Origin of the sequence: Mesorhizobium ciceri biovar biserrulae WSM1271, from assembly GCF_000185905.1 — a bacterium.
Taxonomy (GTDB): Bacteria; Pseudomonadota; Alphaproteobacteria; order Rhizobiales; family Rhizobiaceae; genus Mesorhizobium; species Mesorhizobium ciceri.
Genome location: NC_014923.1, coordinates 5558871 through 5582923, shown reverse-complemented (window position 1 = coordinate 5582923; position 24053 = coordinate 5558871). Strand labels below are relative to the sequence as shown.

The 24053-nt window shown below is 62.8% G+C and carries 20 protein-coding genes; 6 read left to right on the top strand and 14 right to left on the bottom strand.

The window, feature by feature from the left end:
• Nucleotides 1–48: 48 nt before the first annotated feature.
• The gene (locus MESCI_RS27040; RefSeq protein ID WP_013533151.1) at nucleotides 49–771 is read right to left on the bottom strand and encodes a LamB/YcsF family protein; all 723 of its coding nucleotides are present in this window, start codon (nucleotides 769–771) and stop codon (nucleotides 49–51) included.
• 135 nt (nucleotides 772–906) lie between these two features.
• Here MESCI_RS27040 and MESCI_RS27035 point away from each other — a divergent pair, with 135 nt between their 5' ends.
• A complete protein-coding gene (locus MESCI_RS27035; RefSeq protein WP_013533150.1) occupies nucleotides 907–1812 on the top strand; it encodes a LysR family transcriptional regulator in 906 nt (301 codons plus the stop codon).
• A gap of 224 nt (nucleotides 1813–2036) precedes the next feature.
• Here the strand turns inward: MESCI_RS27035 and MESCI_RS27030 are convergent, their stop codons facing one another.
• Entirely contained in the window at nucleotides 2037–2777 is a 741-nt protein-coding gene (locus tag MESCI_RS27030) for an NADPH-dependent F420 reductase (protein WP_013533148.1), read from the bottom strand.
• 353 nt (nucleotides 2778–3130) lie between these two features.
• On the opposite strand from MESCI_RS27030, the gene MESCI_RS27025 reads away from it, so the two are divergent.
• Nucleotides 3131–3730 carry a TetR/AcrR family transcriptional regulator gene (locus MESCI_RS27025; RefSeq protein ID WP_013533147.1) on the top strand — a complete coding sequence of 200 codons (600 nt, stop codon included), beginning with the start codon at nucleotides 3131–3133 and terminating at the stop codon, nucleotides 3728–3730.
• A gap of 253 nt (nucleotides 3731–3983) precedes the next feature.
• Here MESCI_RS27025 and MESCI_RS27020 read toward each other — a convergent pair whose 3' ends face one another.
• From MESCI_RS27020 to MESCI_RS27010, 3 genes are all read right to left on the bottom strand, one after another.
• A complete protein-coding gene (locus MESCI_RS27020) occupies nucleotides 3984–5123 on the bottom strand; it encodes an alpha-hydroxy acid oxidase (RefSeq protein WP_013533146.1) in 1140 nt (379 codons plus the stop codon).
• A gap of 101 nt (nucleotides 5124–5224) precedes the next feature.
• Nucleotides 5225–6325 carry an isocitrate/isopropylmalate dehydrogenase family protein gene (locus MESCI_RS27015; protein ID WP_013533145.1) on the bottom strand — a complete coding sequence of 367 codons (1101 nt, stop codon included), beginning with the start codon at nucleotides 6323–6325 and terminating at the stop codon, nucleotides 5225–5227.
• 25 nt (nucleotides 6326–6350) lie between these two features.
• Complete coding sequence (locus MESCI_RS27010) at nucleotides 6351–7094, bottom strand: glucose 1-dehydrogenase (RefSeq protein ID WP_013533144.1); 744 nt, start codon at nucleotides 7092–7094, stop codon at nucleotides 6351–6353.
• Between the two features lie 141 nt (nucleotides 7095–7235).
• On the opposite strand from MESCI_RS27010, the gene MESCI_RS27005 reads away from it, so the two are divergent.
• Nucleotides 7236–8732 (top strand): aldehyde dehydrogenase family protein, encoded by a 1497-nt coding sequence (locus MESCI_RS27005; protein WP_013533143.1) that lies wholly within the window; start codon nucleotides 7236–7238, stop codon nucleotides 8730–8732.
• Between the two features lie 100 nt (nucleotides 8733–8832).
• Here the strand turns inward: MESCI_RS27005 and MESCI_RS27000 are convergent, their stop codons facing one another.
• From MESCI_RS27000 to MESCI_RS26960, 9 genes are all read right to left on the bottom strand, one after another.
• Entirely contained in the window at nucleotides 8833–9729 is an 897-nt protein-coding gene (locus MESCI_RS27000) for a LysR family transcriptional regulator (protein WP_013533142.1), read from the bottom strand.
• 124 nt (nucleotides 9730–9853) lie between these two features.
• The gene (locus MESCI_RS26995; RefSeq protein ID WP_013533141.1) at nucleotides 9854–11353 is read right to left on the bottom strand and encodes a sugar ABC transporter ATP-binding protein; all 1500 of its coding nucleotides are present in this window, start codon (nucleotides 11351–11353) and stop codon (nucleotides 9854–9856) included.
• Between the two features lie 3 nt (nucleotides 11354–11356).
• Nucleotides 11357–12451 carry an NHL repeat-containing protein gene (locus MESCI_RS26990; RefSeq protein ID WP_013533140.1) on the bottom strand — a complete coding sequence of 365 codons (1095 nt, stop codon included), beginning with the start codon at nucleotides 12449–12451 and terminating at the stop codon, nucleotides 11357–11359.
• A complete protein-coding gene (locus MESCI_RS26985) occupies nucleotides 12448–14565 on the bottom strand; it encodes an ABC transporter permease (protein ID WP_013533139.1) in 2118 nt (705 codons plus the stop codon). Before MESCI_RS26985 ends, MESCI_RS26990 begins: the two co-directional genes overlap by 4 nt.
• Before the next feature lie 12 nt (nucleotides 14566–14577).
• Nucleotides 14578–15594, bottom strand: a complete 1017-nt coding sequence (locus MESCI_RS26980) for a sugar ABC transporter substrate-binding protein (protein WP_013533138.1) — start codon at nucleotides 15592–15594, stop codon at nucleotides 14578–14580.
• A gap of 34 nt (nucleotides 15595–15628) precedes the next feature.
• Complete coding sequence (locus MESCI_RS26975; RefSeq protein ID WP_032809776.1) at nucleotides 15629–16582, bottom strand: ABC transporter permease; 954 nt, start codon at nucleotides 16580–16582, stop codon at nucleotides 15629–15631.
• 393 nt (nucleotides 16583–16975) lie between these two features.
• Nucleotides 16976–17800: an alpha/beta hydrolase gene (locus tag MESCI_RS26970; protein WP_063173599.1), complete on the bottom strand. Its 825-nt coding sequence runs from the start codon at nucleotides 17798–17800 to the stop codon at nucleotides 16976–16978.
• Nucleotides 17801–17810: 10 nt separating this feature from the next.
• Entirely contained in the window at nucleotides 17811–19292 is a 1482-nt protein-coding gene (locus MESCI_RS26965) for an NAD-dependent succinate-semialdehyde dehydrogenase (RefSeq protein WP_013533135.1), read from the bottom strand.
• Nucleotides 19293–19308: 16 nt separating this feature from the next.
• A complete protein-coding gene (locus MESCI_RS26960) occupies nucleotides 19309–20535 on the bottom strand; it encodes an iron-containing alcohol dehydrogenase (RefSeq protein WP_013533134.1) in 1227 nt (408 codons plus the stop codon).
• A gap of 176 nt (nucleotides 20536–20711) precedes the next feature.
• On the opposite strand from MESCI_RS26960, the gene MESCI_RS26955 reads away from it, so the two are divergent.
• Genes MESCI_RS26955 through MESCI_RS26945 form a run of 3 tightly spaced genes read left to right on the top strand, consistent with a single transcriptional unit; the run spans nucleotide 20712 to nucleotide 24003 of the window.
• On the top strand, nucleotides 20712–21413 hold the full coding sequence (locus MESCI_RS26955) for a GntR family transcriptional regulator (RefSeq protein WP_013533133.1): 702 nt from the start codon (nucleotides 20712–20714) through the stop codon (nucleotides 21411–21413).
• An 11-nt stretch (nucleotides 21414–21424) separates the two neighbouring features.
• Nucleotides 21425–23017 carry a sugar ABC transporter ATP-binding protein gene (locus tag MESCI_RS26950; protein ID WP_013533132.1) on the top strand — a complete coding sequence of 531 codons (1593 nt, stop codon included), beginning with the start codon at nucleotides 21425–21427 and terminating at the stop codon, nucleotides 23015–23017.
• Nucleotides 23005–24003, top strand: coding sequence for an ABC transporter permease (locus MESCI_RS26945; RefSeq protein WP_013533131.1), 999 nt, complete (start codon nucleotides 23005–23007; stop codon nucleotides 24001–24003). The genes MESCI_RS26950 and MESCI_RS26945 overlap by 13 nt, the downstream gene beginning before the upstream one ends.
• The last annotated feature ends 50 nt before the right edge of the window (nucleotides 24004–24053 follow it).

Below are 24053 nucleotides of genomic sequence, written 5' to 3'. Positions count from 1 at the left end.
GCGGACAGACTAATCTGGAACCGCCCGCGCGGGCGGGTTCGGTCGAGTTCAGTGCCAGGGGGCGATTGCGGTGCGCACGGCCCGGGCTATTTCGATGGCGTTCGGCGTATCGGAATGCACGCAGATGGTTTCGCAGCGTACAGGGAAGAAACTGCCGTCCTCTGCCGTGCCCTCGCCCTCCCTGATGGCGCGTACGCACCGCTCGGCCATCTCTGCGGGGTCCTTGGCGTCATGAACGCGTGTCAAGATCAGCTTGCCGGAGGCATCGTAGTCGAGATCGGCATAGAACTCAGCGACAAATGGGATACCGCGCTCTTGATAGATCTTCTCATGCAGGGTGCCCGTCATGCCGAAGAGGGGTACGCCGAAAATCTCTGCCGCGTCGCACACGCCATGGGCTATTGCCTCCTGCTGCATGGCCATGAAGTAGAGGCTGCCATGCGGCTTGATGTGGTGGAGTTCCACACCCTCGGCCTTGAGGAAGCCGGCAAGCGCTCCCACCTGGTAAATGATGGTGTTCCTGACTTCTTCGCGGGTCATCCGCATCTCGCGCCGGCCGAAACCCTGAATGTCGGGCAAGCCTGGATGGGCGCCGATCTTTACGCCACTCGCCTTGGCGCTGCGGACGGCGGCGTGCATGTGATCCGGATCGGAAGCGTGAAAACCACAGGCGACATTGGCAACGTCGATGATGGGCATCATGCCCATATCATCGCCAACCTTGTAGAGGCCAAAGCTTTCGCCCATGTCGCAGTTTAGCGTCACCGCCATCGCATTGTTACCCCTCGAAGCTGCCGTCTTTGCGGCGTTGCAGCATTTTTTGCGCATGCGAGGGCATTTGTGAAATAGTAGTTTATTGATTGTCATATCAAAAAAACAGATAATGGTTCTGGGCCAGGGCGCACCATGACCATCACCTTGAAACAGCTGGATTATTTTATCGCGACCGCCGAGAGCGGACAGGTCAGTCATGCCGCGGTGGAACTCAACATCTCGCAATCGGCGGTCACTGCGGCGATAAAGACGCTTGAGGCTGACCTGGGCGTACGGCTTTTGGAGCGTAACCACGCTGGCGTAAGACTGACGATGGAGGGCGCGCGGTTTCTTGAACATGCGCGTGTTATCACCGGGGCCGTCGCTGCCGCCGTCCGAAGCCCGTTGCGCGATAGGAAAGGCCTGGCGGGCAAGCTGCGGCTGGGCATGACCTACACGGTCGTCGGCTACTACATGTCGCGCCACTACGCGCGGTTTCGAAAGACCTATCCCGAGATCGAGGTCGAGGTGCTGGAACTGCCCCGAGACGCTCTCGAAAGCGGGTTGATGTGCGGGGACATCGACATGGCCGTGATGCTGGTGTCGAACCTGGAGCACACCAAGGAGTTGGCGCAGGAGGTCTTGATGCGGTCGAACCGCCGGCTCTGGCTTTCGGCTGATCATCATCTGCTCGCGCGGCAGGAGATCAGCCTCGCCGATGTGGCGGCGGAAGATTATGTCATGCTGACGGTGGACGAGGCACGCACGACGGCCGCCCGTTACTGGGATGCCGCGGGCCTTTCGCTCCGCGCCGTCCTTACCACCAGTTCGGTCGAGGCCGTGCGGTCGCTCGTGGCTGCCGGCATGGGGGTCACTGTCCTGTCCGACATGGTTTACCGCCCCTGGTCCTTGGAGGGGCAGCGCATCGAAGTGCGCGGGCTTGTCGAGCCCATCCCCACTATGGACGTTGGCCTTGCCTGGTCGCGTGACAGATCAATCGAACCGGCGGCTGCGGCCTTCCGGGCCTTTATGTCCGTAACCATGGGCGGCGGCGGCTAATCTCCTGCCGCCAGTCAGGCGCTATGGCTCAGGCTCGCTGGTTGAGCAGCGGAGCATGCCGCGCTCAGGAGCTGATGCCTCGCATCCTCAAGGGGATTTCAAGGGGGATTTCACCTTTGTCGCAAATTACCTCGTCATCGTCGTCCCTCAGGTTGCTCCCGACAAACAGAAGGAATTCTTGGACAGTCTTATTGGTCACCTCGGACCGGAACCGGAGAAGTTTCTCATCGGAGGGCGGTGACTTCACGGTTGCGGGCTACGATCTGCTCGTGGCGGAGGGGAGGCGTCGCCTCGATGAAGCCCTTGATCAGCGCGTCGCGCATTCCGGGTGCGCGCGCCTTTTCCGCCGTGGACAGCGCATCCTGAAGATCAGGCAACGTCAGTTCCGTGCAGTAGGCGGGCGTGCCCGGTTGCTGGCGCCAGGAATTCGCGAGATCGCCGGCATCAAGTGCGTCGAAACCGGTCTCGTTCACCAGTTCGCGTGCGATCGCTTTGGCATGCACATCATCGCCTGCGACGGGGATCGCGATGCGTCTGGTCATTCCGGCCGCTGCGCCACTTTCTGCGAGCGTTTGGGCGAGGACTGCATTGAATGCCTTGACCACTGGCCGGCCGAGTTGTTCGCTGGACCACACGCTTTCCGGCTTGCCATCGTCAACCTCCGCGATATTCCCGTCGCGCATGGGATAATAATTGGAGGTGTCGATCACGACCACGTTGGCTGGTACATCGGCAAAGAGGCCGGCGACATCGGGGATCTTCGCAAATGGGATCGATAGAACGATCGCCTCGACATCCCTGGCTGCTTCGTGCGCGGCAACCGGGATCGCACCAACCTCCGTCGCTTTCTCGCCGATGTCCTCAGGCCCCTTCGAGCCCGCCAGCTTCACCGCGTGTCCGGCGGCTGACAGCTTTCGTGCAAGGGTGGTGCCGATATTTCCCGCGCCGATAATGCCGATCTTCATGCCGATTTCCTTCCAGATAATTGTGATTATGAGCTCAGCGCATGGTGCGCGGATCTATTCCGTATTGAGCGGACATCCAGAGGGTCGCGCAGGGCGGTGCTGCCGACGGAGCAGCCCGCCTCGAAACTCGTATAGCTCGCGGCATCTGCTGACGGCGCGCGCCAGGCGCCAGGCAGGTTGCGGTACCCGTTGCCCGGATGCATGCCGGTATCATCTGCCTGATCATCGTGTCCTCGTTTCGCTCGCTGATGCCGACCTGCTAGAATAGTCGACCGGGGGCTATATGGAGACTCTCTCCGATTCGGCTTTTAGATACGGAGAGTGTCTCCGGTATTCAAGGGTTCAAGGTCAGTATGTCGCAATTGTCGGTCGCGTCAGCCCTGCGCAGGGACGCGCAGCATAATCGGGCGCACATTCTCGAGGTGGCGCGACAAGCGTTCGGCAACGATAGTGTTGACGTTTCGATGGATTCTATTGCGAAGCTGGCGGGCGTGGGAGCAGGGACGCTCTACCGCCATTTTCCAAACAAAGACGCCCTGCTGGCTGCGCTGTTAGTTCTTCATTATGAAGGCCTCGAGCATCGTCGCGTTGAAATCGAAGCCGGGGAGAGCGATGCAGGCCGCGCACTCGAACTCTGGGTTGAAGCTCTCGGCGACTGGATGCTGGCTTATGAGGGCTTGCCTGAACCGTTACGGGCGGCTTGCCGAGTAGAATCCCCGCTGACGCCGACCTGCCATGCTGTCATCGCGACGACGGAGCGAATCCTGAAGGCTGCACAGGACGAAGGGCTTGCACGACGGACGATGACCGGGCGCGACATCTTTTTCGGGGCACTGGCGATCGCTTGGGCGAGCGGCGCAACGGCAGCGGGCGAAGACACCCGCAACGTGCTTCGCGACATTCTGAAGAACGGGTGGATGGAACCGAAAACAGCACCGGGCGGCCGACCTTAGTCTGCCTATCCGACTGCGCAGCCTCTCGAATTTAATCACGCCCGCCGCTAGCGGGTGTGCATCAAACAAGTGCTCTCTGACAGGCGGCCGTTGGGCTTGGGAAGGAGCGGCGTGTGAGGGCGGCAATTGGTCGGCCGCCCGCAGCCGCTTGCACAACCGCGATAGCAAAACCTTGGCATGATGAGGAAGAAGAATATTGGACGAGCGGGGGTTTTCTGTACCTCTTGACCAAGCGTGAGCACTCGTCTTGGCGCTATGCTATCATTTCTGATCCCGCTTCCTGAAAACGGGGGATCCCGCAGAGCCTGAGGCAAGTCACCACTTCGTCCAGGATGATATCCAGTGCCTTGGCCACGCCGGGCTCGCCAGCCACGGCGCCGAACAGGGCGGCCCGGCCGATCGCCGCGACGGTGGCGCCGCGTGCCTTGGCCTTGACGATGTCCGTGCCCGTGCGGATACCGGAATCGATGAGGATCGGGATTTGGGCGCCAAGTGCCTGACGGATAGCGGGCAGGGCGTCGATGCTCGATACAGCACCGTCGAGCTGGCGGCCTCCATGGTTGGACACCCAGATGCCATCGGCACCAGCCGCCACCAGTCGCGACGCATCGCCCGGGTGCAGGACGCCCTTGACCAGCAGCCGGCCTTTCCACCAGTCGCGGATCTGGCGGAAATCGTCCCAGTCGAAACCTGCATGGAGGCTGCCGCCAACACGCGCGGCGATCGTCAGGCCGGCGCTGTTGTCATCGAGATAGCCGCGGACGTTCTCGAACTGGGGCAGACCGCCGCGCAGCAGGCGCAGCGACCAGCCAGGATGAAGCATGCCTTCCCAGAGATGCCGGGCCGAAGGCCGCAGTGGGATAGATATGCCGTTCCTAAGATCCTTTTCGCGCTTGCCACCGGCTTGCAGATCAACGGTCACCACCAGCGTCGAATAGCCAAATTCTTCCGCTCGCCTCACCAACTGGCGATTGAAGTCGAAATCCTTGAGCACATAAAGCTGGAACCACAGCGGCCCCTGTACGGCTCGCGCCATGCCTTCGATGCTGGCCGTAGCCATGGTGGAGAGCGTGTAGGGGATGCTGCGAGCGGTTGCCGCCCTCGCGATGGCAATGTCGGCTCCGGGCCTGATCAGCGCGCAGGAGCCCATCGGGCTGATCACCAGCGGTGTTGGCAAGGTCTCGGACCAGAGCGTCGTGGAAACGTTCGGATGCGAAACATCGGTAAGCACGCGCGGCAAAAGTCTGATCTTTTCGAAATCGCTTCGATTGGCTTTGAGGGTGAGTTCTTGCCCCGCCCCGCCATCGATGAATTCGAAGACGGATTTCGGCAGACGACGACGGGCAAGCGTGCGAAAGTCCTCGACCGAAATCTGGCGATCGAGAGCGCCCATCTCAGGTCTGGACCCTGTGCCGGCCGGCGATGAATATCCGGCGCATGAGCGTCTGGCCGACCTTGCCAGGTCCAACAAGATTTATCCTTGGCTTGGTCATATCAGTCGCGCCCGGCAGCGAGCCGGTCGCAGACCGAACGGGTTATCTCGCTGGTCGACGCCCTGCCTTTCAGATCGGCGCTCAGAAGCCCGTTGGCCAGGCAGTCCTCGGTCACGCGACGGATGCGCGCTGCGGCCTGGTTGAGTCTCTCGTCGCCATGCTTGTGGCCGAGCCAGTCGAGCATCGAGGCTGCCGACAGGATCGTCCCATACGGATTGGCGATACCCTGGCCGGCAATGTCGGGCGCCGAGCCGTGCGCGGCCTGGAAGAAGCCGTTGGCCGCGCCGATCTCGGCTGAAGGCGCCATGCCCATCCCGCCCACCGTCGCGGCGGCGAGGTCGGACAGGATGTCGCCGAACATGTTCTCGCTGACGATGACGTTGAAATGACCCGGTTTCACCACGAGATACATCGCCATGGCGTCGACCAGCGCGTGCTCGGTCGCGATATCGGGATAGTCCTTCGCCACTTCGTCGAAGACGGAGCGAAAGAAGGCATAGCTGCGCAGCACGTTGGCCTTGTCGCAGCAGGTCACCCGGCGCACGCCGTCACGGGGCGCGCCGCCCGACTGGCGCGCCAGTTCGAAGGCCTTGCGTGCGATGCGCTCGATGCCGGAGCGGGTCTGCACCAGCGTGTCGACCGCCACTTCGCCGCGCAACAGCGCGCCCGATCCCCGCGCGGCGTAAAGCCCTTCGCTGTTCTCGCGCAAGATGATGTAGTCGATATCGCCGGCCTTCACTCCGCTCAACGGGCTCGGCACGCCCTCGAAAAGCCTGACGGGGCGGATATTGGCATAGAGATCGAGTTCGAAGCGCAGCCTCAGCGTGAAATCCAGGCCTGCTTCGGTCCCATCGGGATGGATGACGCCCGGCAAGCCGCCCGCACCATGCAGGATGGCGTCCGCCTCGCGGCAGGCCTGGAAGGTCGGCTCGGGAAAGCTCTGGCCGGTCTTCAGGAAATGCTCGGCTCCGGCCGGGTATTCGCTGAAGTGCAAGGGGCTGCCGGGACCGAGCGCTGCTTTCACCACTTGAACCGCTGCGGCGCAGACTTCCGGGCCGATGCCGTCGCCATGCACCACGGCGATTTCGTAGACAGGCTTCATCGCCAACTCCCAAATGGTCTAACGCTCAGATGCACTTGCCGCCATCGACGTTGAGGTCGACGCCGGTGATCATGCTGGCCTCGTCGGAGCACAGGAATGCCGCGGCGTTGCCCATGTCCGCCGGCGTAGACAGCCTGCCGATCGGAATGGTGGCGACGACGCGGGCGCGGTTCTCCTCGCCGGAGCCGATGAAAGTGGACAGAAGTGGCGTGTCGCCGGCAACCGGATTGATGGCGTTGACGCGGATGCCGAAGGGGGCGAGTTCCACGGCCATGGCCCGGGTGGCGGCAATCGCCCAGCCTTTGGAAGCATTGTACCACGTCAAATTCGGGCGCGGCGAGACGCCCCCGGTGGAGGCGACGTTGAGGATGGCGCCTGATTTGATGGATTTGAAATGCGCAACGACCGCACGGGCGCCATTGTAGATGGATCGCATGTTGACGTTGGCGATCCGGTCGAACATCTCTTCGTCCATCGTCTCGAGCGCCAAGGGCGGCTGGGCCACGCCGGCATTGTTGACCAGTATGTCGAGACCGCCAAAGGCCGAGCGGGCCAGGTCTGCCGCCGCTTCGAAGCTTCCGAGTGTCGAGACGTCGCCAGTGATTGGCCGCACATTTTCGCCGGCTTCGGCAGCAACGCGGGCCGCGGCGGCCTCATCACGGTCCATCAAAACGACCAGCGCACCTTCGGTGACGAATTTCCTGACGATGCCTTCGCCAAATCCCGAACCGCCGCCCGTGACGATAGCGACCTTGCCAGCAAGTCTCATATCTGTTCCTCCGTTGCCGGCACCATCGGGGAAGTCGCGTGCATTGCACAGTCCGATTATCTGAACGCCCTTTTAGCTTTCCTTGTTTGAGGTCGACCGGCGTGGGAGTCATAGTCGCCACGGAATTGTGAGGAGGAAGAGATGACGCTGAATTTCGACCCGCGGGCGAAGGCCACGGCGCTCTACCATGGCGAATTCCGGCCGATGTTCGTCGGCGGCAAGTGGGTTTCGGCACAATCCGGCCAGGAGATGCAGGCGCTCAACCCGGCGACTGGCGAAGTGCTGGCCACGGTGCCGCGTGGCTCGGCGGCCGACATCGATGCGGCGGTGGCCGCTGCGCGCACGGCCTTCGAAGGGCCGTGGTCAAAATTCTCGCCCTACGAGCGGCAGTGCGTGCTTCTGCGCATCGCCGATCTCTTCGAGACCCATTGGGAAGAACTCAGCGTTTCCGACACTCTCGACATGGGACTGCCGATCACGCGCACGCTCGCCAACCGGCGGCGCGTCATCGGCATGCTGCGCTTCTATGCGGGCATGGCGACCGCGCTGCATGGCGAATCCATAGACAATTCGATCCCCGGCGAGATCGTCTCGTTCACAAGGCGCGAGCCGGTAGGCGTTGTCGGCGCGATCATCCCCTGGAACGCTCCGACTGCGGCGTCGATCTGGAAGATCGCGCCGGCGCTCGCCACCGGCTGCACCATCGTGCTGAAGCCCTCGGAGGATGCTTCGTTGACGCCGCTGCTGATCGCCAGGCTGATGCAGGAGGCCGGCGTTCCCGACGGCGTCGTCAACGTCGTCACCGGCACCGGGACAGAGGCCGGGGCGCGGCTCGCTGAACATCCCGACGTCAACAAGATCGTCTTCACCGGCTCGACGCTGACCGGCCAGGCCATCGCGCGGGCGGGCGTGACCAACCTCAAGCGCGTTTCCCTGGAGCTCGGCGGCAAATCACCGATCATCGTCTGCCGCGATGCCGACATCGACAAGGCGGTTCCGGTCGCCGCGATGGCTGTGTTCGTGCATTCGGGCCAGATCTGCATCGCCGGTTCGCGGCTTTTCGTGGCCCGCGAAATCCATGACGAATTCGTGCGCCGGGTCGCCGAGTTTGCCGGCAGGCTTCGCATCGGCCATGGCATCGAGGCGGAAACCGAAATCGGCCCGCTCATCAATGCCAGGCAGGCCGGCAAGGTGGTGGGCTATATCAAGGCCGGCCGCGACGAAGGCGCGGAACTGATGGCGGGCGGCTCGCGACTGACCGGCGGGCCCTACGACGGCGGCAATTTCATCGCGCCGACTGTCTTCGGTGCGGTGTCGGACAAGATGACCATCGCGCGTGAAGAGATCTTTGGTCCGGTGATTTCGGCGATGCCGTTCGACACGCTCGACGAAGCCGTGGCGCGGGCCAATGCGACGCCCTATGGCCTGGCGGCCGGCATTTTCACCAGTCATCTTGGCACCGCCCACAAGCTCGCCCGCCGCATCAAGGCCGGCTCGGTATGGGTCAACATGTACCACGCCATCGACCCGGCGGTGCCGTTCGGCGGCATGAAGATGTCCGGCTACGGCCGCGAGGGCGGCATCGAACATCTGCATGAATATCTGGAGACCAAGTCGATCTGGATCCAGACCGACTGAGGGTGCGCTGATATTCAGGAGAGGCCGGGCTGCCAATGGCGGCGTTCCCAACGCACCATTCTCGGCGCTCGTGCAAGGTGCCTGTCCGAAGGCGCGACGCTCAGTTTGCCAGTTCGCGCAAATTGGTGCGGATGAGGTTCATCAGCTGTTCGGAGAAGGAGTGGTGCACATAGCCCCGCGCGGTGATGATGCCGACCGAGCGGTGGGCGTCGCGATGGTCGATCGGCACCACCCGCATACGCTCGTCATTGCGCGAAATGGCGATGCCGGGCACCACGCAGACGCCAAGTCCCGAACACACCAGCGCCACCGCCGTCTGTGCGCTTTCGACCTCGTATTGCGGCTTGAACTCGATGCCTTCCGCCGCCGTCAGCCGATCGACAAGGCCGCGCACGGCGGTCTTGCGGCTGAGCAGGATGAGCGGATAGCGCAGCAGGTCCGAGAGCAGCAGCTTCTTTTCGCCACCGTATATTTCCGTGGGGATGCAGGCCATCAGCGGATCGTCGAGGATGGACTCGAACTGGAAGTCCGTCAGGTTTGGCAGTTCGGGGCCGATGTAGAACTCGACCTCCTGCTGTTGCAAAAGGCCAAGCGCGGCCTGCGGCGGGCTCTCGATGACCTCGACGATGCTGCGTGGATAGCGCAACTTGAATGTCGCCAGGATATCGCCCAGCCGGCTTGCCGCGAGCGTCGGGGCGCAGGCGATCTGCACTTTGCCCTTGCGCCGAGCGGCGACCTCCGTCAGGCGGTCGAGGCTGGTCTGCACCTGAGACATCACGTTGGCGATCTCCTCGAACAGGATCTGGCCTTCCGGCGTCAGGCTGGCACGCTGTGCGGTGCGGATGAACAGCGAGATACCGATCTGCTCCTCAAGGTCGCGAATCTGCATCGAGACCGCCGATGGCGAACGGTTGCTCTCCTCGGCAGCACGTCGGAAGCTGCCGTTTTCGGCGGCAAGCAGGAACGTCTGCAGAAGTTTGAGGTTGACGCTGGGCATATCCGCTCGGGCAGGGTGATCTGACCCCTGACCTATTCAGACGCGGAACCGATTGCAAGGCAATAGGGCAGGCCAGACATTGGTCCTGGCTTGGCCGGCAAAAGTGTCTCTCTTGTCGAGCCGCTCAATGAACCGCGGCGAACATGACGCGTTCCTCGGTGGCCTCCGAAAGCATCATCTCCTCGACAACGCGGCCGCGCTTGACCACCAGAATGCGATCCGAAACGGCGAGAATTTCAGGCAGGTAGGACGAGATGACAACGACGGCCATGCCTTGCTCGGCGAGATCGCTGATGAGCTGGTGGATCTCGACGATGGCGCCGACGTCGACCCCGCGTGTCGGCTCGTCGAAGATCACCAGCCTCGGCTTCTGAATCAGCGATTTGGCGATCACGACCTTTTGCTGGTTACCGCCGGAGAGCTCGATCATCCGGGCTCGGTCGCTGGTCTGCCGCAGGCTCAGACGTTCGCCCCATTCGCGGGCAAGTTGCCTGGCTCGCGCCAGCGACACCATGGAGACGGGATTGGCGCCCTCGGTCAGTTCACCCATTTGCAGGTTCTCGCCCGCGGTCATGGTTTCGAAGAAACCGTCGACCTTGCGATCCTCGGTGACATAGACGATGCCGTCGCGCACCGCAGGCCTGGGCACCCGATAGCGCACCGACTTGCCGAGCAGGCGGATCTCGCCGCCGTGGAAGATGTTGCGCTTCAACAGTCCGGCGACGACCTTGGCCATTTCGGTGCGGCCGGCGCCGACAAGGCCGAACATGCCGGTGACCTGGCCCGAAAACACCGAGAAGGAAGAGTTGCGCACCAGGCCGGCGCAGGACAGATTCTCGACCGAAAGCACCTTGTCGCCGTAGGGGCGCGCCGTGCGCTTGACCTCGCCATGCAGCGTTTCGGTGAGCGTGCGGCCGACCATGGCCTGCACGATCGAGGCGCGGGTGAAGCCCTTGGCCTCGCCGGACGCGACGATCTCGCCATCGCGCATGACCGTGATGCGGTCAGCGACGGCAAGCGCCTCTTCCAGCGCATGGGTGATGAAGATGACGGCGATGCCCTCCTTCACCAGCCGCTGCAAAAGTTTGAAGAAGTGGCTCTTCTCTTCAGGCGTCAGCGTCGCGGTCGGCTCGTCGAAGATGATGACGCGGGCCTTGTGGTGGACGGCGCGCGCGATCTCCACCATCTGCTTGTGCGCCGCGCCCAGCGTGCTGACCTGCGCGGACGGGTCGACCTGGAAGCCCATGCCGGCGAGGAACTGCCGCGCCTGAATGTAGAGGCCGCGCAACCGGTTGAACATCTTCTCTTCGCCGAGATAGAGATTCTGCGCTACGGTCATGGCCGGCACCAGGTTGGTTTCCTGGAACACCATGGCGATTCCGGCGCGCAGCGCTTCGGCGGGCGTGGCGAAGGACACATCCTTGCCGTCGAAGGTCATCTTGCCCTCGGTCAGCTTGAAGACACCGGCCATGACCTTGGTCAGCGTCGACTTGCCGGCGCCGTTTTCCCCGAGCAGCGCGTGGATTTCGCCTTTGCGCAGGTCGAAATTGACATTCTTGAAGGCCGGAATGCGCGCGAATGCCTTGGCGGCATCCCTGAGTTCAATGATGTTGGCGTCCGACATCGCTTAGCCTCGCTTGCCGCTGGCGGCGCTCGCCACGCGCACGATCCTCGATCCGCCGCGCGAGGCGACCAGCAGATCATCGCCCAGCTCGCAGGCGCTCAGCGTCCCGTGCACCTTGCCGTCTGCGCGCGAATGGAAACTCGACAGCGGCTTCATGTTCTGGTCGCAAAGAACCACCAGCCCGTAGGACCTTGTCACCGCGTATGGCTTCAGCACGTTCATCTGCTTCAACTGGCTGCCTTGCATGGGCTCGCGATAGTCGCGCCATGAGCCGAGCGACGGCGCCATCCAGTAGGCCTCCGGGACTTCCGCCAGCATGCGGGTGCGGTAGGTCTCCTCGCGCAGGATGAACTCCACCAGTTGGTTGCGCACGGAATAGAAGGTCAGCCAATAGCCGGCGTTGAAGGCCGGGGCGATGCGGGCGGGGTAGGCCGGCAGATGCTCCAGCACGGGCAGCGTCGCCGTGGTGGCAAGGTCGATCGCCAGCACGCGGTGGCGCCAGGCCTCCGAAACGTAGATGCGGTTGGAGCCGGTGGTGGCGATGCCGGCCGGCCAGGCCAAGCCGTCCCTGACAAGCTCCAGCCGGCCGTTTTTTAGATCGAGCCGCCAGACCGAACCGGACACGCTCTTCTGCATCAGGTCGCGACGCCAACCGCTCGCCGGCACTGAGGCCGAACCGTTGGCCACCAGCAAGGTGTTGCTGTCGAGGAAGGTGAGAGCGGTGATGCAGGAGAGGCGCCGAGCCTCCTCACCCGTCGCCTCGCGCCCGTCATGCAGGCCGCCGTGGACGACGACGCCCTTGCCGTCGATGGCCATCGCGGTCATGCCGCGGGCATGGGCGAGTGCGGTGATCTCGCCCGGAAATTCCTGCAAGGTTTCGGCATGGCCGTCGGCGCTAAAGCGCATCAGCCGGTTGGCGCTGCTTGCCAGAATGCCCTTTTCGGTGCGTACGAGATTGTCGGCCTCGGCGAGGCCGGCGAACGGCTCGGCTTCCTCCAGTCCTTGGTTGGGCAGCAACGGCCCGTCGAGCGTCGGCACGGTCACTGCCCACTCGCCACGGCCGAGAAAGCGGTCAAGAAGCTGGCTCAAACCGCTCATGGCTTTTTGCCCCAGTAGGAATCCGAGCTGAACCAGTCGGGATCGACGCCTTTCAAGGGCAAGGTGCCCATGCGGTTGTTGAAGATGCCGCAGAGATAGAGGATGCCCTTGTGCTCGCGCATCGAGGTGATCATCGGATGCTTCTCGCCGGCCTGGTCCCACAGGCTTTCGAGAATCTGGCCGTTCTCGTCGAAGCGCAGCACGCAGCCGGTGTTGAGATTGGGCATCAGCCACGCGTCTTCCGATACGCGCCGCGCCATGCGACGGCGGAAGCTCGGCATTTCAAGCGAGAGATCCAAGGCCGGCGTGCGCATGCCCATCAGGGCCAGCCAGTAGGTACCGTCGGAGGCGCGGTTGATGTTGTCGGGATAGCCGGGCAAGCCCTCGATGACGCGCTCGACCTGGCCCTTCTTCGGGCCATCGAAATAATAGCGGCTGATGCGGCAGGCCCAGCTTTCGGCGAACAGCACCGACTGGCCGTCGAAGGCCGTGCAAATGCCGTTGGGGAAGACGAGGTTCGACAGCAGTGTGCGTGTCGAACCGGATTTGGGATCATGGACGATGATGCGTCCGTTGCCGCGGCTTTCCAGCGCGTCGGCATACCAGTCATGCATTTCGAAGCGCACGGTGGCTTCCGAAAAGACGATGCGGCCGTCCGGAAGAATGTCGCAGTCGTCGGCGAGCTTCATGGTCGAGTCGTCGACCACCGAGGTCAGTGAGCGGTTGGTTTCGGCGGTCAGCAGCTTTACGTCGCCGGCCGGCGAGACCTGATAGAGGCCCATGCCGGCGACGCAGATGACGAGATTGTCGTCGCGGTCGAAAGCCATGCCGAGCGGCGAGCCGCCAATATGTGCGAACACTTCGCTATCGGTATAATGGGGCGGCTGGAAGCGCAGGATCTCGCCCTGGCGGCTGCCGGTGTAGAGACGGTCCTGCCGGTCGAAGATCACATCCTCCGCGCCGTCGAGAACGCCGAGGCCGATGACGCCGACGTCCTTCAACCGGTCATTCACCGCCATTGGCGCGCCGGGCGCGGTCGAGATCGCCTGCGGCATCTTGGCGAAGGTTGGCGAGATGTAGACGCTGCGCAGGATCTTGTGGCGGTTCTTCACCCAGCGAACGTCGAGAAGCACCGACAAAAGCAGCACGATGCCGAGGATCAGGAAATTGACCGGGCCGGGCACGGCCAGCGCAAGCAGACTGTTCGACAGGACAAGCACGAAGACGGTGCCCATCAGCGCCTTGGCGACCGAGCCGCGCCCGCCGCCTAGCGAGATGCCGCCGAGCACGGTCGCGGTCAACACCTGCAGTTCGAGACCGGTGCCGATGTCGGAAGCGGCACTGCCGATGCGGGCCGAGAAGAAGAAGCCGGAGAGCGCCACCAGTACCGAGCACAAGACATAGGCGCTGAACAAGATGAAGCGCACATTGATGCCGGCATTGTAGGCAGAGCGGCGCGCGCCGCCGACCGCGAACAGCCGCCAGCCATAGCGGGCGCGCGACATCACGAGATGGATGATCAGCGCGATGACGACGAAGACCACAAAGGACGTCGGCACGCCCCGGATCGTACCGAAACCAAGAAAATCATAGGCCGGCGAATCCGGACCGCTGGTGACGATCCGGGTCGAGACCTGGGGAAAGACGATGTCGAAGGTCGAGCGGTAGATGATGAGCGTCACCAGCGTGGTGAGAAACGCCCGCATGCGCAGGAAGCCAACCAGGAAGCCGTTGATGGCGCCGCAAACGACGCCGAGGCCCAGGCACGCCAACAGGCCGGTACCAAAGCTCCACTGCTCGACATTCATCCCATAGAGCGTGACCAGCACGGCGAGCGCGAAGGTCGACCCGACAGACAGATCGATGCCGCCTGACACCATGACGATGGTCATGCCGAGCACCACAAGGCCAAGCTCGGCGGTCTGGCCGCTGAGATTGGTCAGCGTCGCCAGATCGAAGAAGCCTGGCACGATCGAGCCGAAGATCGCGCACAAAATGACCAGCGCCGTGAAGGGGATGACGCTGTCGATCCACTTCTTGGTCAGAATCTCCCCGACCACGTGGTCGGGGAGCAGGCGGTAGCGCCAGCGCACAAGGCTTTCAGCCATGCTCATCAAGGAAGTCCGTTACTTGAGCTCGTCCAGCTTCCAGCAATTCCTGCCGGTCGCATTGGCCTTGTCGACGCGGGTGATCGGACCGAAGAAGATGGTCTTCTCGCTACCCGCCTGCCGGCCGGACTGCTGCAGCAGCTCGGAAATCTGTTGTGCTGCGATCTCGGCCTGGATGGGGGCATTAAAGTTGAAGATCACATCGAGCAGCCCGTTCTTGATGCTCTCGCAGCCCGTGGCGCTGCCCGCGCCATTGGTAACGATCGTCACCTGGTCCTGCTTGCCGGCGGCCACGACGGCGGCGCCGGCGCCGACCTCGGCATTATCCCAGATGCCCATGATGCCGCACAGGTCCGGATGTTGCTGGAGCACCGTCTCGGTGATCTGGCGGGCCTTTTCGCTCATGTAATCGGCCGGCTGGTCGGAGACGAGCTGCAGCTCGGGATTGGCCTTCAGCACCTCGTCGATGCCGGTGCGCATGTAGATGTTGGCGGCACCCGTCTGGACGCCGGCGAGCCAGACCACCTTGTGCGAGACGGCATTGGGCCCGGTGCAGTGCTTGGCCAGTTCGCCCATTTCGAGACGGCCCATTTCGATCCAGTCGTTGCCGACATAACTGTCCGTCTGGGTGGCCGACTGCATGTTGACTTGCAGCACCTTGATGCCGGCCGCCTGCGCCTGTTTCAACAGGCGTGCGTAGGTCTGGACGTCGGGGTTCTGCACGATGATCAGGTCCGGCTTCTCGGCGATGGCGCCCTGCATGGCGCGAATGCCGGCATTGGTGTCGCCGGAGGGATCGCGCACTTCGAGGCTGAAGCCGTAGCGAGCGGCGTGACGCTGCCACACCACCACCCAGGCCTGGTTGAGGTCCATGCCCTGCGAGATTGGCACGAAGATGACCTTCTTGCCCTTGAGCGCCTCGAGATAGGTGGAGCGGCCGACCTGATCGGTTTCCTGCGCCGTGGTGATTTTCGCCGCGCCCAGCAGCGCCAGCGCTGTCATGCCCGCGAGCAGGCAATTCTTGAACAACTTCATGGTATCCTCCCAGATTTATGTCTCGGTTCTTGTTTCAGATGTCGCCGCTTTGCGAGGTCTGCTCGTCGCGCGGATTGATGATGGCGTCGATCGCCAGCGCGCCCAGCAGGATCACGCTCTTGATCAGGTTCTGGCTGGTGTAGCTGAAGTTCAGGATCGTCATGCCGTTGGTCAGGATGCCGACCAGGATGGTGCCGACGATGACGTTGCGTACGCCGCCCTGGCCACCGGAGAGGCCGATGCCGCCCAGCACGACGACCAGCAGCACGTCGTAGATCAGGCTGGAATTGTAGAGGCGCGTGTCGATGCCGGTGACCAGCCCCAGCATGATGATGCCGGCGATATAGGCAATGAGGGCGCTGATGACATATTGCGTCACGATGATCGGGCGCGTCGGCAGCCCGGTCGTGCGGGCCGCGTTCGGGTTGTCGCCAGTAGCATAGACCAGCCGGCCGAAGCGGGTCTTCCTCAGGAAAAAGCCCATGAGCGCGGCCACCGCCGCGAAGATGATCACCGACATCGGGATGCCGAGGATGGTTCCGTTGCCGACGAATTTCAGCCAGCCGATATCGGAGGGGGCATAGAGCACGTCGGACGCAAAGACGATGCGGCCAGAGCCGTAGACCGAGGACGCGATGGCAAGGGTGGCGAAGATCGGCGGAATTTCGGCCACCGCCACCATGACGCCGGTGAACAGGCCGATGGCCGCGACCAGGATGGCCCCGAAGACGACGGCCAGCGTGAAGTCGACGCCCCAGGTGGAGATCCAAATACTGAAGGCGACGCCGACGACCATCACCGCCACCATGGTCAGGTCGATGCCGCGCCCAACGACGATGAGCCCCATGCCGACGGCCAGCGTGCCCAGGATCGAGACATTCTTGAGAATGGCAAGGATGTTGCCTTGGCTCAGGAAATTGTTGAGCGTCGCCGAGAACACCAGGAAGAGGACGGCCGAGATCGCGCCGACGACGAGTTCCTGGGACATTTTGATGCCCAAGCGCGCGGTGTCGGATTTGCCCGAACCAGCCAAGTCAGTTCCTCCCTCGCTGCCGGTTTGAACCAGCGGCGTGCCAAAGCGGCCTTGCCCCAGGGCTTTGCCGCGACGACGTTCCTCCACAGCCCTAAGCCGGCTGCTTGCGTAAAGACCATCGCGGCTCAGGGCGGCAGGGGCAATTTCGATTTTCTGATGCGCTGTGCAGTTCGTCAGTGTGGAAAAAGAGGATGAGGAATCGTCGGTTGTGTGCTCTGCCGGATTTCACCTGTCGCAAAGCTCAGCCCGATGCCGGCAGCGTGCCGCGATCCCCGTGACGGTACTTTCCTGAGTGACGGGAGCGTCAAGTAAGGCACAAGCGGGCCCTGCTCTCCCTGGGTTTCCGTCCTACAGGCCGTTTCCATCGATCATCGCCATCAGGCAATCGCCAGCTTGTGTGCCGCTGATGCCCAGATCACGCACGCTGTTCATGTGGTTTCGGTCATTCAGGCGGAGGTCGCTGACAGGGTGCCCCTGCGCGCGCAAGCGCTTTCCGAAGTCGGCGGCCTGCTGGTGAAAAGGTGACGTTTCCTGATCTCCGACGAGAATGGTCGCTGCCGTCTCCGGGTCATGCCACCGCGTCATTGGGGTGAAGGCAGCTGCCTCCTCATCGGTGATGCCGATTAACGGCTGGAGGAAGGAGGTCTGAAGGGGCTTCAGGTCGTAAAGGCCGCCTAGCAGCAGCGCCGCACGTATGCGCGACGGCATTGGCGCCTTTTCGAACAGGAATGTGGCCAGGTGCGCACCCGCCGAATGACCACTTACGCTTAGCCGGGCAGGGTCGCCGCCATGGGCGGCTATATTGTCCAGCACCCATTGTTTGGCACGCCGGATCTGGTCGACGATTGCCGCCATCCTGAATTCGGGCATCAGCGCATAATCGACGATGACCGCGATCGCCCCAGCTTTGGTGACTGTGTTCGCTACATAAGAATAGTCGCTTCTGGAGAACATGCGCCAGTAGCCACCATGGATGAAGATGTGCACGGGAAGATCCCTGCGCACGCCGGGCGGAAAGAACAGGTCCAACCTTTCGGCCTCGCCCTCGCCATAGGCGATACCCGCCGACATCGGCAGGGTCGCCCGGGTTTCGGCGCTGCGAGTCACTATGTCGGTCACGATATCGTCAAAATCGGCCACATGGTCGCGCGTGCGGAAAGGGTCCTTTGACATGACTGCCGGTTCAGAAGGTGACGGCAATATATTTAGCCTCCATGAACTCGGCGATGCCGTGGTGCTGGCCGCCTTCGCGGCCAAGGCCGCTCTGCTTGACGCCTCCGAATGGTGCGGCCGGATCCGACATCAGTCCCCGGTTGAGGCCGATCATGCCGGCCTCGATCCCCGACGCCACCCGCATGCCGCGCCCAACATCGCGTGTGTATATATAAGCGGCCAGGCCATATTCCGTGTTGTTGGCATGCGCGATGGCCTGGGCCTCGGTGTCGAAGCGTGTGATAGGTGCCACCGGGCCGAAAATCTCCTCGTGCGCCATCTCCGCATCGGGCGGCACATCGGACAGCACTGTGGGCGGATAGAAGAATCCTTCTTCCTCCGAAATCGCCCCGCCGCAAAGCACCTTGGCTCCCCGGCCCACCGCGTCCTTGACCAGGCGGTCGATCTTGTCGACAGCCTTTCTGGTGATCATCGGCCCGCACTCGGTGTCGGCATTCGGGCCCGCCCCCACCTTAAGTGCCGCCATGCGCTTGCGGAGCCCGTCGGCAAAAGCATCATAGATTCCCGATTGCACATAGAGGCGATTGGCGGCGGTGCAGGCTTCGCCGGCGTTGCGCATCTTGGCGATCATCGCGCCATCGAGGGCGGCGTCGAGATCGGCATCGTCGAAGACGACGAACGGGGCATTGCCGCCGAGTTCCATCGAACACGAAATGACATGCTTTGAAGCCTCGCCGAGCAAGGTTCGGCCGACACCCGTCGATCCCGTGAAGGACAGCTTCCTGACCCGCGGATCGGCAAGCATGGCCGAAGTCAGCGGCCCAGGACTGGTCGTGGTCAGCACGTTGACGACGCCGGCAGGCACGCCGGCTTCGCTGTAGAGTGCCGCCAGCGCATAGGCCGTCAGCGGTGTTTCGCTGGCCGGCTTTAGGACGACAGTGCAGCCTGCCGCCAGCGCCGGCGCGATCTTGCGGGTCGCCATCGCGGCCGGAAAATTCCACGGTGTGATCAGCACGCAAATTCCGATCGGCTCATAATCGACCACGATCCGGTTGGTGCCGGATGGCGCGGTGCCGAATTCACCGGTGATCCGGACCGCCTCTTCGGCATTCCAGCGGAAGAACTCGGCGGCATAAGCCACTTCGCCGCGCGCGTCGCGCAGCGCCTTGCCGTTCTCCAGCGAGATCAGCATGGCGAGCGTTTCGGAGCGTTCGACCATCAGTTCGAAACAGCGCCTGAGGATTTCCGAGCGTTTGCGCGGCGCAGTTTCCCGCCATCTCCTAGCTGCTTTGGCCGCCGCCTCGACGGCGGCGGTGGCGTCCTCGACCGTCGCATCGGGAACCGCCGCGATCACCGCCCCGGAGGAGGGATCGACGACATCGATGAGCCGACCGTCGGAGGACGACCGCCAAGTGCCGTCGATGTAGAGTCCGTGCGAAAAACCGCGCACGTCATAGCCATCCTGGTCGAGTTGCTGAGCGTTCAAATTCATCGCTTTGTTCCGTTTCTCACATAACGCAGGCGGCGAGGTCGCCGTCATGGGCGGCCTGGACGAGGCGTCGCATCGTGCCGAGATCGAACGCACGCGGATTGTTCTTGATCAGGCGGTCGATGCCGAGCGCTTGCTCTGCGGTCCAGTCAAGCTTATCGGCAGGGAGGCCCAGATCCGCCAATGTTGGCGTAATACCGATCGCCGCGAACAATCGCCTGATCTCCTCGATCGTGGCGGCTGCCATCTCGTCGGCGGTTCGCGCCTTGGCCTCCAAGCCAAGTGCCGCGCCGATCTCTGCCATCTCGTGAGCGGCGACGCGGCTGTTATAGGTCATCACGTAAGGCATCATTGTGGCCACGCCCAAACCATGGGCGGTGTGGGTGAGGGCGCCTGCCGGGTATTGCACGGCATGCGCCGCCGCCGTGCCGGCGGTGCCGAACGCGCAGCCCGCCGCCAGAGCGCCCATCATGACATCGGCACGCGCGTCGGCATCCGTGCCGTCGCTGCAGGCTTTCTCCAGACTCCGGCCAAGCAGCTTTATCGCGAGCAACGCGAAATGGTCTGTCAGCGCAGTCTTGCCGATGAAGACATGCTGTTGCGGGAGATTGGGGTCTTCACCGCGCCGCATGGCGGTGAAGGCCTCAATCGCATGGGTCAAAGCGTCGGCGCCGGCGATCGCGGTCAGGCCAGGCGGACAGGTCATTGTCAGCTCGGGATCGCACAGAGCGACCGCGGCGATAAGGTGAGGGCTCGATATGCCGACCTTGAGCGTCCGGTCCGGGTCGGAAATCACCGCGACCGGCGTCACCTCGGAGCCGGTGCCGGCCGTGGTGGGTACGGCGATCAGCGGCAGTGTCTGACCCGGCACCTTGAACTCCCCGTAATAGTCCTGGAGCTTGCCGCCATGGCTGAGCAGCAGGGTGGCGCATTTGGCGAAATCGAGACAGCTGCCGCCGCCGATGCCGATCACCATATCCGGCCCGAACCCCTTCGCTTCCTCGACGCAGACGCCGACCGTATCGCGTGGCACGTCGGGCAGAACACGATCATGCACCAGGACCTCGATCGAGGCTGACTGAAGGGACTTGATGATGTCGGCGAATACCGTTGTGCCCGCGAAACGCTCGTCGGTGCAGACCAGCGCGCGTCGGCCGAACCGGGCGGCGACCGTCGGCAGCACATGGCGTTGCCCCTTCCCGAACAGGATTTCACGCGGCAACCGCAGGGCGGCGAAGAGGGTCATGATTGGTCCTTTGACGGCTGCTGACTGGAAACGGAGGCATTGAACTCGGTCTGGATCGGACGGTTTAAGAGTGTGTCTCTCGCACTTAAAAGATATCCGCTTTAAAATCGTATAGGATATAGGATTGCATCCGCGGAACCATCGTGTTAGCAGTCCTCACTGTCAAGAGGCAAAATATGCAGACCGCAAACTTACCCGACCCAAGCGACGCCAGCATTGGAGCTGGTCGCATCCAGCGCGCCAACAGTCTCGTCGAAGATGTCTATGAAGCCATCTTCGCGCAGTTGATGGCGCTGAAGATCCCCCCCGGCTCGCGCATCACAGTCGACAGCTTGGTCAAGGAATTCAACGTCTCGCACACGCCGATCCGGGAAGCCCTCGGACGGCTCGAAGGCGAAGGCCTGGTGCTCAAGACGCATCTGATTGGTTATCGTGCCGCGCCCCAGATCACCCGGCGCCGTTTCGACGAATTATACGAGATGCGTCTGCTGCTCGAGCCGCATGGCGCCGCAAAGGCCGCCGCAACGATGGACGACGCCAAGCTCGATCTGTTGCTCGAAGCTGCCGGCGTGATGTCACGCCGCGAAGGCAAGGATGATCGCGTGCGCTATTCGAATTTCGCCAGGCAGGATGCGATCTTCCACGACAAGATCATGGAGTTTTCTCAAAACGAACTCATCCGCGAGACGTTGAGCCACCAGCACACGCACTTCCACATCTTCCGCCTGATGTTCCATGCACGCGTGACCGAGGAGGCGCTTGACGAACACGAGGCGATCCTTGCCGCGTTCGGCTCGGCCGATCCCGATGCCGCCGAAAAGGCGATGCGCATCCATATAGAGCACTCGCGCGATCGCCTGCTCCCGGCATTCGATTGAGGTCGGAACGGATGTCCATTGCCGCGAATATCGCCGGGGAGGGCGGGAGCACGTTGTCCAGCGAAGCGCCTGGTTCGCTTGAACCGGTGCTGCGCGCCCAGGAATTGTCCAAGCAATACGGCCCAGTGACGGTGCTGTCGGACGTCACCCTGGACGTCCTGCCGGGAGAGATCCACGCCATCATTGGCGAGAACGGTGCCGGCAAGTCGACGTTGATGCGGCTGCTGTCCGGCTATGTCGAGCCAAGCCACGGCACGTTGTCGATGAACGGACACGCGGTGAAATTTGCCAAGCCTGCCCAAGCACAGGATGCCGGTATCGCTTTGGTTCATCAGGAGATCCTGCTCGCCGAGGGGCTCACGGTCACCGACAATCTGTTTCTCGGGCGAGAGCTTTCGCGTGGCCATGTCGTGGATGACCGCACCATGCGCCGGCTGGCAACCGAGAAACTGGCGCAGATCGGCTGCGCGGTCTCGCCAAGGGCACTGGTGCGCGACGTTTCGCTGGCAGACCGGCAGATGGTGCAGATCGCTCGCGCCCTGCTTGACGACCACAAGGTGGTTATCTTCGACGAGCCGACCGCCGTTCTGACCGGTGGCGAGGTCGAGCGCCTGCTGGAGATCGTCCTGCAACTGAAGGCTCACGGCACCGCCGTGCTCTATATCAGCCACCGGTTGGATGAGGTGCAGCGGGTCGCAGACAAAGTGACCGTTCTGCGCGACGGCAAGATGGTCGGCACCTATCCCGGCAAGACGCTGAGCCAGATGGACATGGCGCGGCTGATGGTCGGGCGCGAACTGGCAGCGCTCTATCCTGAGAGAACCGCAGCGCCTTCGGATGTACCGATGCTGAGCGTGAGGAACGCCTCCGTTCCCGGCTATGTGGAGGACGTGTCGTTCACGGTCCACAAGGGCGAGATCCTGGGGTTCGCCGGTATGGTCGGCGCAGGCCGAACCGAACTCTTCGAGGGCATTATCGGCTTGCGCCCGGCAGTTGCCAAGATCGAACTTGAGGGCAAGTCGGTCCATTTCCAATCGCCGCGCGCGGCGATCGACGCCGGCGTCGGTTACCTGACCGAGGATCGCAAGGGCAAGGGACTGCTGCTGCAAGAGCACCTGGCGCCTAACCTGACGCTGTCGGCGCTCGATGTGTTTCATCCCGGCCTCTCGATGGGTCGGCGCCGCGAAGCGCAAGCCCTGGAACAGGCCGTGGAGACATATGACATCAGGCTGAAGAGCCTCGGCGCCAAAGCGGCCCAGCTTTCCGGGGGCAATCAGCAGAAGCTGCTGCTGGCGAAGGTGCTGCTGACCGATCCTTCGGTGGTCATTATCGACGAGCCCACGCGTGGCATCGACATCGCCAACAAGGCGCAGATCTATGCCTTCATCCAGGAGCTTGTGGCCAAGGGCAAGGCCTGCATCGTCATCTCTTCGGAGATGCAGGAATTGATCGGCATCTGCGACCGCATCCTGGTGATGCGCGAAGGCCGCATCACCGGCGAGGTCAGTGGCGCCGAAATGACCGAAAGCAATGTGGCGGTACTGGCGACCAGTGGCCCCAAGCAAGGGCCAAAAGCCAAGGGAGGCACAAAATGGCTGTCATGAGCGAATCCGCATCCAGGCGTCGCCCCCTCGATCTCAACATCAGTTGGACCGATATCGGGCCTTTTCTTGCGCTGGCAGCTCTGCTGGTGGTCGGTTACCTCATCAACCCCGATTTCCTGTCCGCCACCAACCTCGCCAACGTCATCACCCGCAGCGCCTTCATTGCTATTATCGCGGTCGGCGCGACATTTGTGATCTCGTCGGGGGGGCTCGATCTTTCCGTCGGCTCGATGGCCGCCTTCATCACCGGCATCACCATCATGTTCATGAACGCGGTGGCGCCGCATGCCGGCATCTGGGCTATTCCCGCCGGTATGGCGGTTGCGATCCTGGTCGGCCTGGTGTGCGGGCTTGCCAACGGGCTCATCGTCACGGTCGGCAGGATCGAACCGTTTATCGCCACGCTGGGCACGATGGGGATTTTCCGGGCGCTGATAACCTATCTGACCGATGGCGGCACGATACCGATCGACAGGTCGTTGCGCGAGGCCTACCGGCCTGTCTATTTCGGCACGGTCGGCGGGATCCCGGTTCCAATCCTCATATCCATCGCAGTCGCCGCGGTCGCATCCTTCATCCTTTACAAGATGAAATATGGGCGCAAATGTGCGGCGGTCGGCGCCAATGAGGATGTCGCCCGTTATTCCGGCATCTCGGTGATCAGGACACGGACCGTGGCCTATATCGTCCAGGGTGTCTGTGTGGCGATTGCCGCGATCTGCTACGTGCCGCGCCTGGGCGCCGCAACGCCGACAACCGGACAGCTTTGGGAACTGCAGGTCATCACCGCCGTGGTGATTGGCGGCACCGCATTGCGCGGCGGCAAGGGCCATGTGTGGGGGACAGTCGCCGGCGCCGTCATCCTGGAACTCATCGCCAATCTCATGGTGCTCTCGGACTTCGTCTCCGAATACCTCGTTGCCGCTGTTCAGGGCGTCATCATCATCATCGCCATGCTCATCCAGCGGTTTTCGAATTCGAAATAGCGCCGCGTCCGGACCACGCGGATTAACGTTCTTGTAGGTCCAAGGGAGAA

Excerpts from the sequence above, each read along its gene's own strand:
- MESCI_RS27040 (WP_013533151.1), bottom strand. The coding sequence starts at position 771 with ATGGCGGTGACGCTAAACTGCGACATGGGCGAAAGCTTTGGCCTCTAC.
- MESCI_RS27035 (WP_013533150.1), top strand. The coding sequence starts at position 907 with ATGACCATCACCTTGAAACAGCTGGATTATTTTATCGCGACCGCCGAG.
- MESCI_RS27030 (WP_013533148.1), bottom strand. The coding sequence starts at position 2,777 with ATGAAGATCGGCATTATCGGCGCGGGAAATATCGGCACCACCCTTGCA.
- MESCI_RS27025 (WP_013533147.1), top strand. The coding sequence starts at position 3,131 with ATGTCGCAATTGTCGGTCGCGTCAGCCCTGCGCAGGGACGCGCAGCAT.
- MESCI_RS27020 (WP_013533146.1), bottom strand. The coding sequence starts at position 5,123 with ATGGGCGCTCTCGATCGCCAGATTTCGGTCGAGGACTTTCGCACGCTT.
- MESCI_RS27015 (WP_013533145.1), bottom strand. The coding sequence starts at position 6,325 with ATGAAGCCTGTCTACGAAATCGCCGTGGTGCATGGCGACGGCATCGGC.
- MESCI_RS27010 (WP_013533144.1), bottom strand. The coding sequence starts at position 7,094 with ATGAGACTTGCTGGCAAGGTCGCTATCGTCACGGGCGGCGGTTCGGGA.
- MESCI_RS27005 (WP_013533143.1), top strand. The coding sequence starts at position 7,236 with ATGACGCTGAATTTCGACCCGCGGGCGAAGGCCACGGCGCTCTACCAT.
- MESCI_RS27000 (WP_013533142.1), bottom strand. The coding sequence starts at position 9,729 with ATGCCCAGCGTCAACCTCAAACTTCTGCAGACGTTCCTGCTTGCCGCC.
- MESCI_RS26995 (WP_013533141.1), bottom strand. The coding sequence starts at position 11,353 with ATGTCGGACGCCAACATCATTGAACTCAGGGATGCCGCCAAGGCATTC.
- MESCI_RS26990 (WP_013533140.1), bottom strand. The coding sequence starts at position 12,451 with ATGAGCGGTTTGAGCCAGCTTCTTGACCGCTTTCTCGGCCGTGGCGAG.
- MESCI_RS26985 (WP_013533139.1), bottom strand. The coding sequence starts at position 14,565 with ATGAGCATGGCTGAAAGCCTTGTGCGCTGGCGCTACCGCCTGCTCCCC.
- MESCI_RS26980 (WP_013533138.1), bottom strand. The coding sequence starts at position 15,594 with ATGAAGTTGTTCAAGAATTGCCTGCTCGCGGGCATGACAGCGCTGGCG.
- MESCI_RS26975 (WP_032809776.1), bottom strand. The coding sequence starts at position 16,582 with ATGTCCCAGGAACTCGTCGTCGGCGCGATCTCGGCCGTCCTCTTCCTG.
- MESCI_RS26970 (WP_063173599.1), bottom strand. The coding sequence starts at position 17,800 with ATGTCAAAGGACCCTTTCCGCACGCGCGACCATGTGGCCGATTTTGAC.
- MESCI_RS26965 (WP_013533135.1), bottom strand. The coding sequence starts at position 19,292 with ATGAATTTGAACGCTCAGCAACTCGACCAGGATGGCTATGACGTGCGC.
- MESCI_RS26960 (WP_013533134.1), bottom strand. The coding sequence starts at position 20,535 with ATGACCCTCTTCGCCGCCCTGCGGTTGCCGCGTGAAATCCTGTTCGGG.
- MESCI_RS26955 (WP_013533133.1), top strand. The coding sequence starts at position 20,712 with ATGCAGACCGCAAACTTACCCGACCCAAGCGACGCCAGCATTGGAGCT.
- MESCI_RS26950 (WP_013533132.1), top strand. The coding sequence starts at position 21,425 with ATGTCCATTGCCGCGAATATCGCCGGGGAGGGCGGGAGCACGTTGTCC.
- MESCI_RS26945 (WP_013533131.1), top strand. The coding sequence starts at position 23,005 with ATGGCTGTCATGAGCGAATCCGCATCCAGGCGTCGCCCCCTCGATCTC.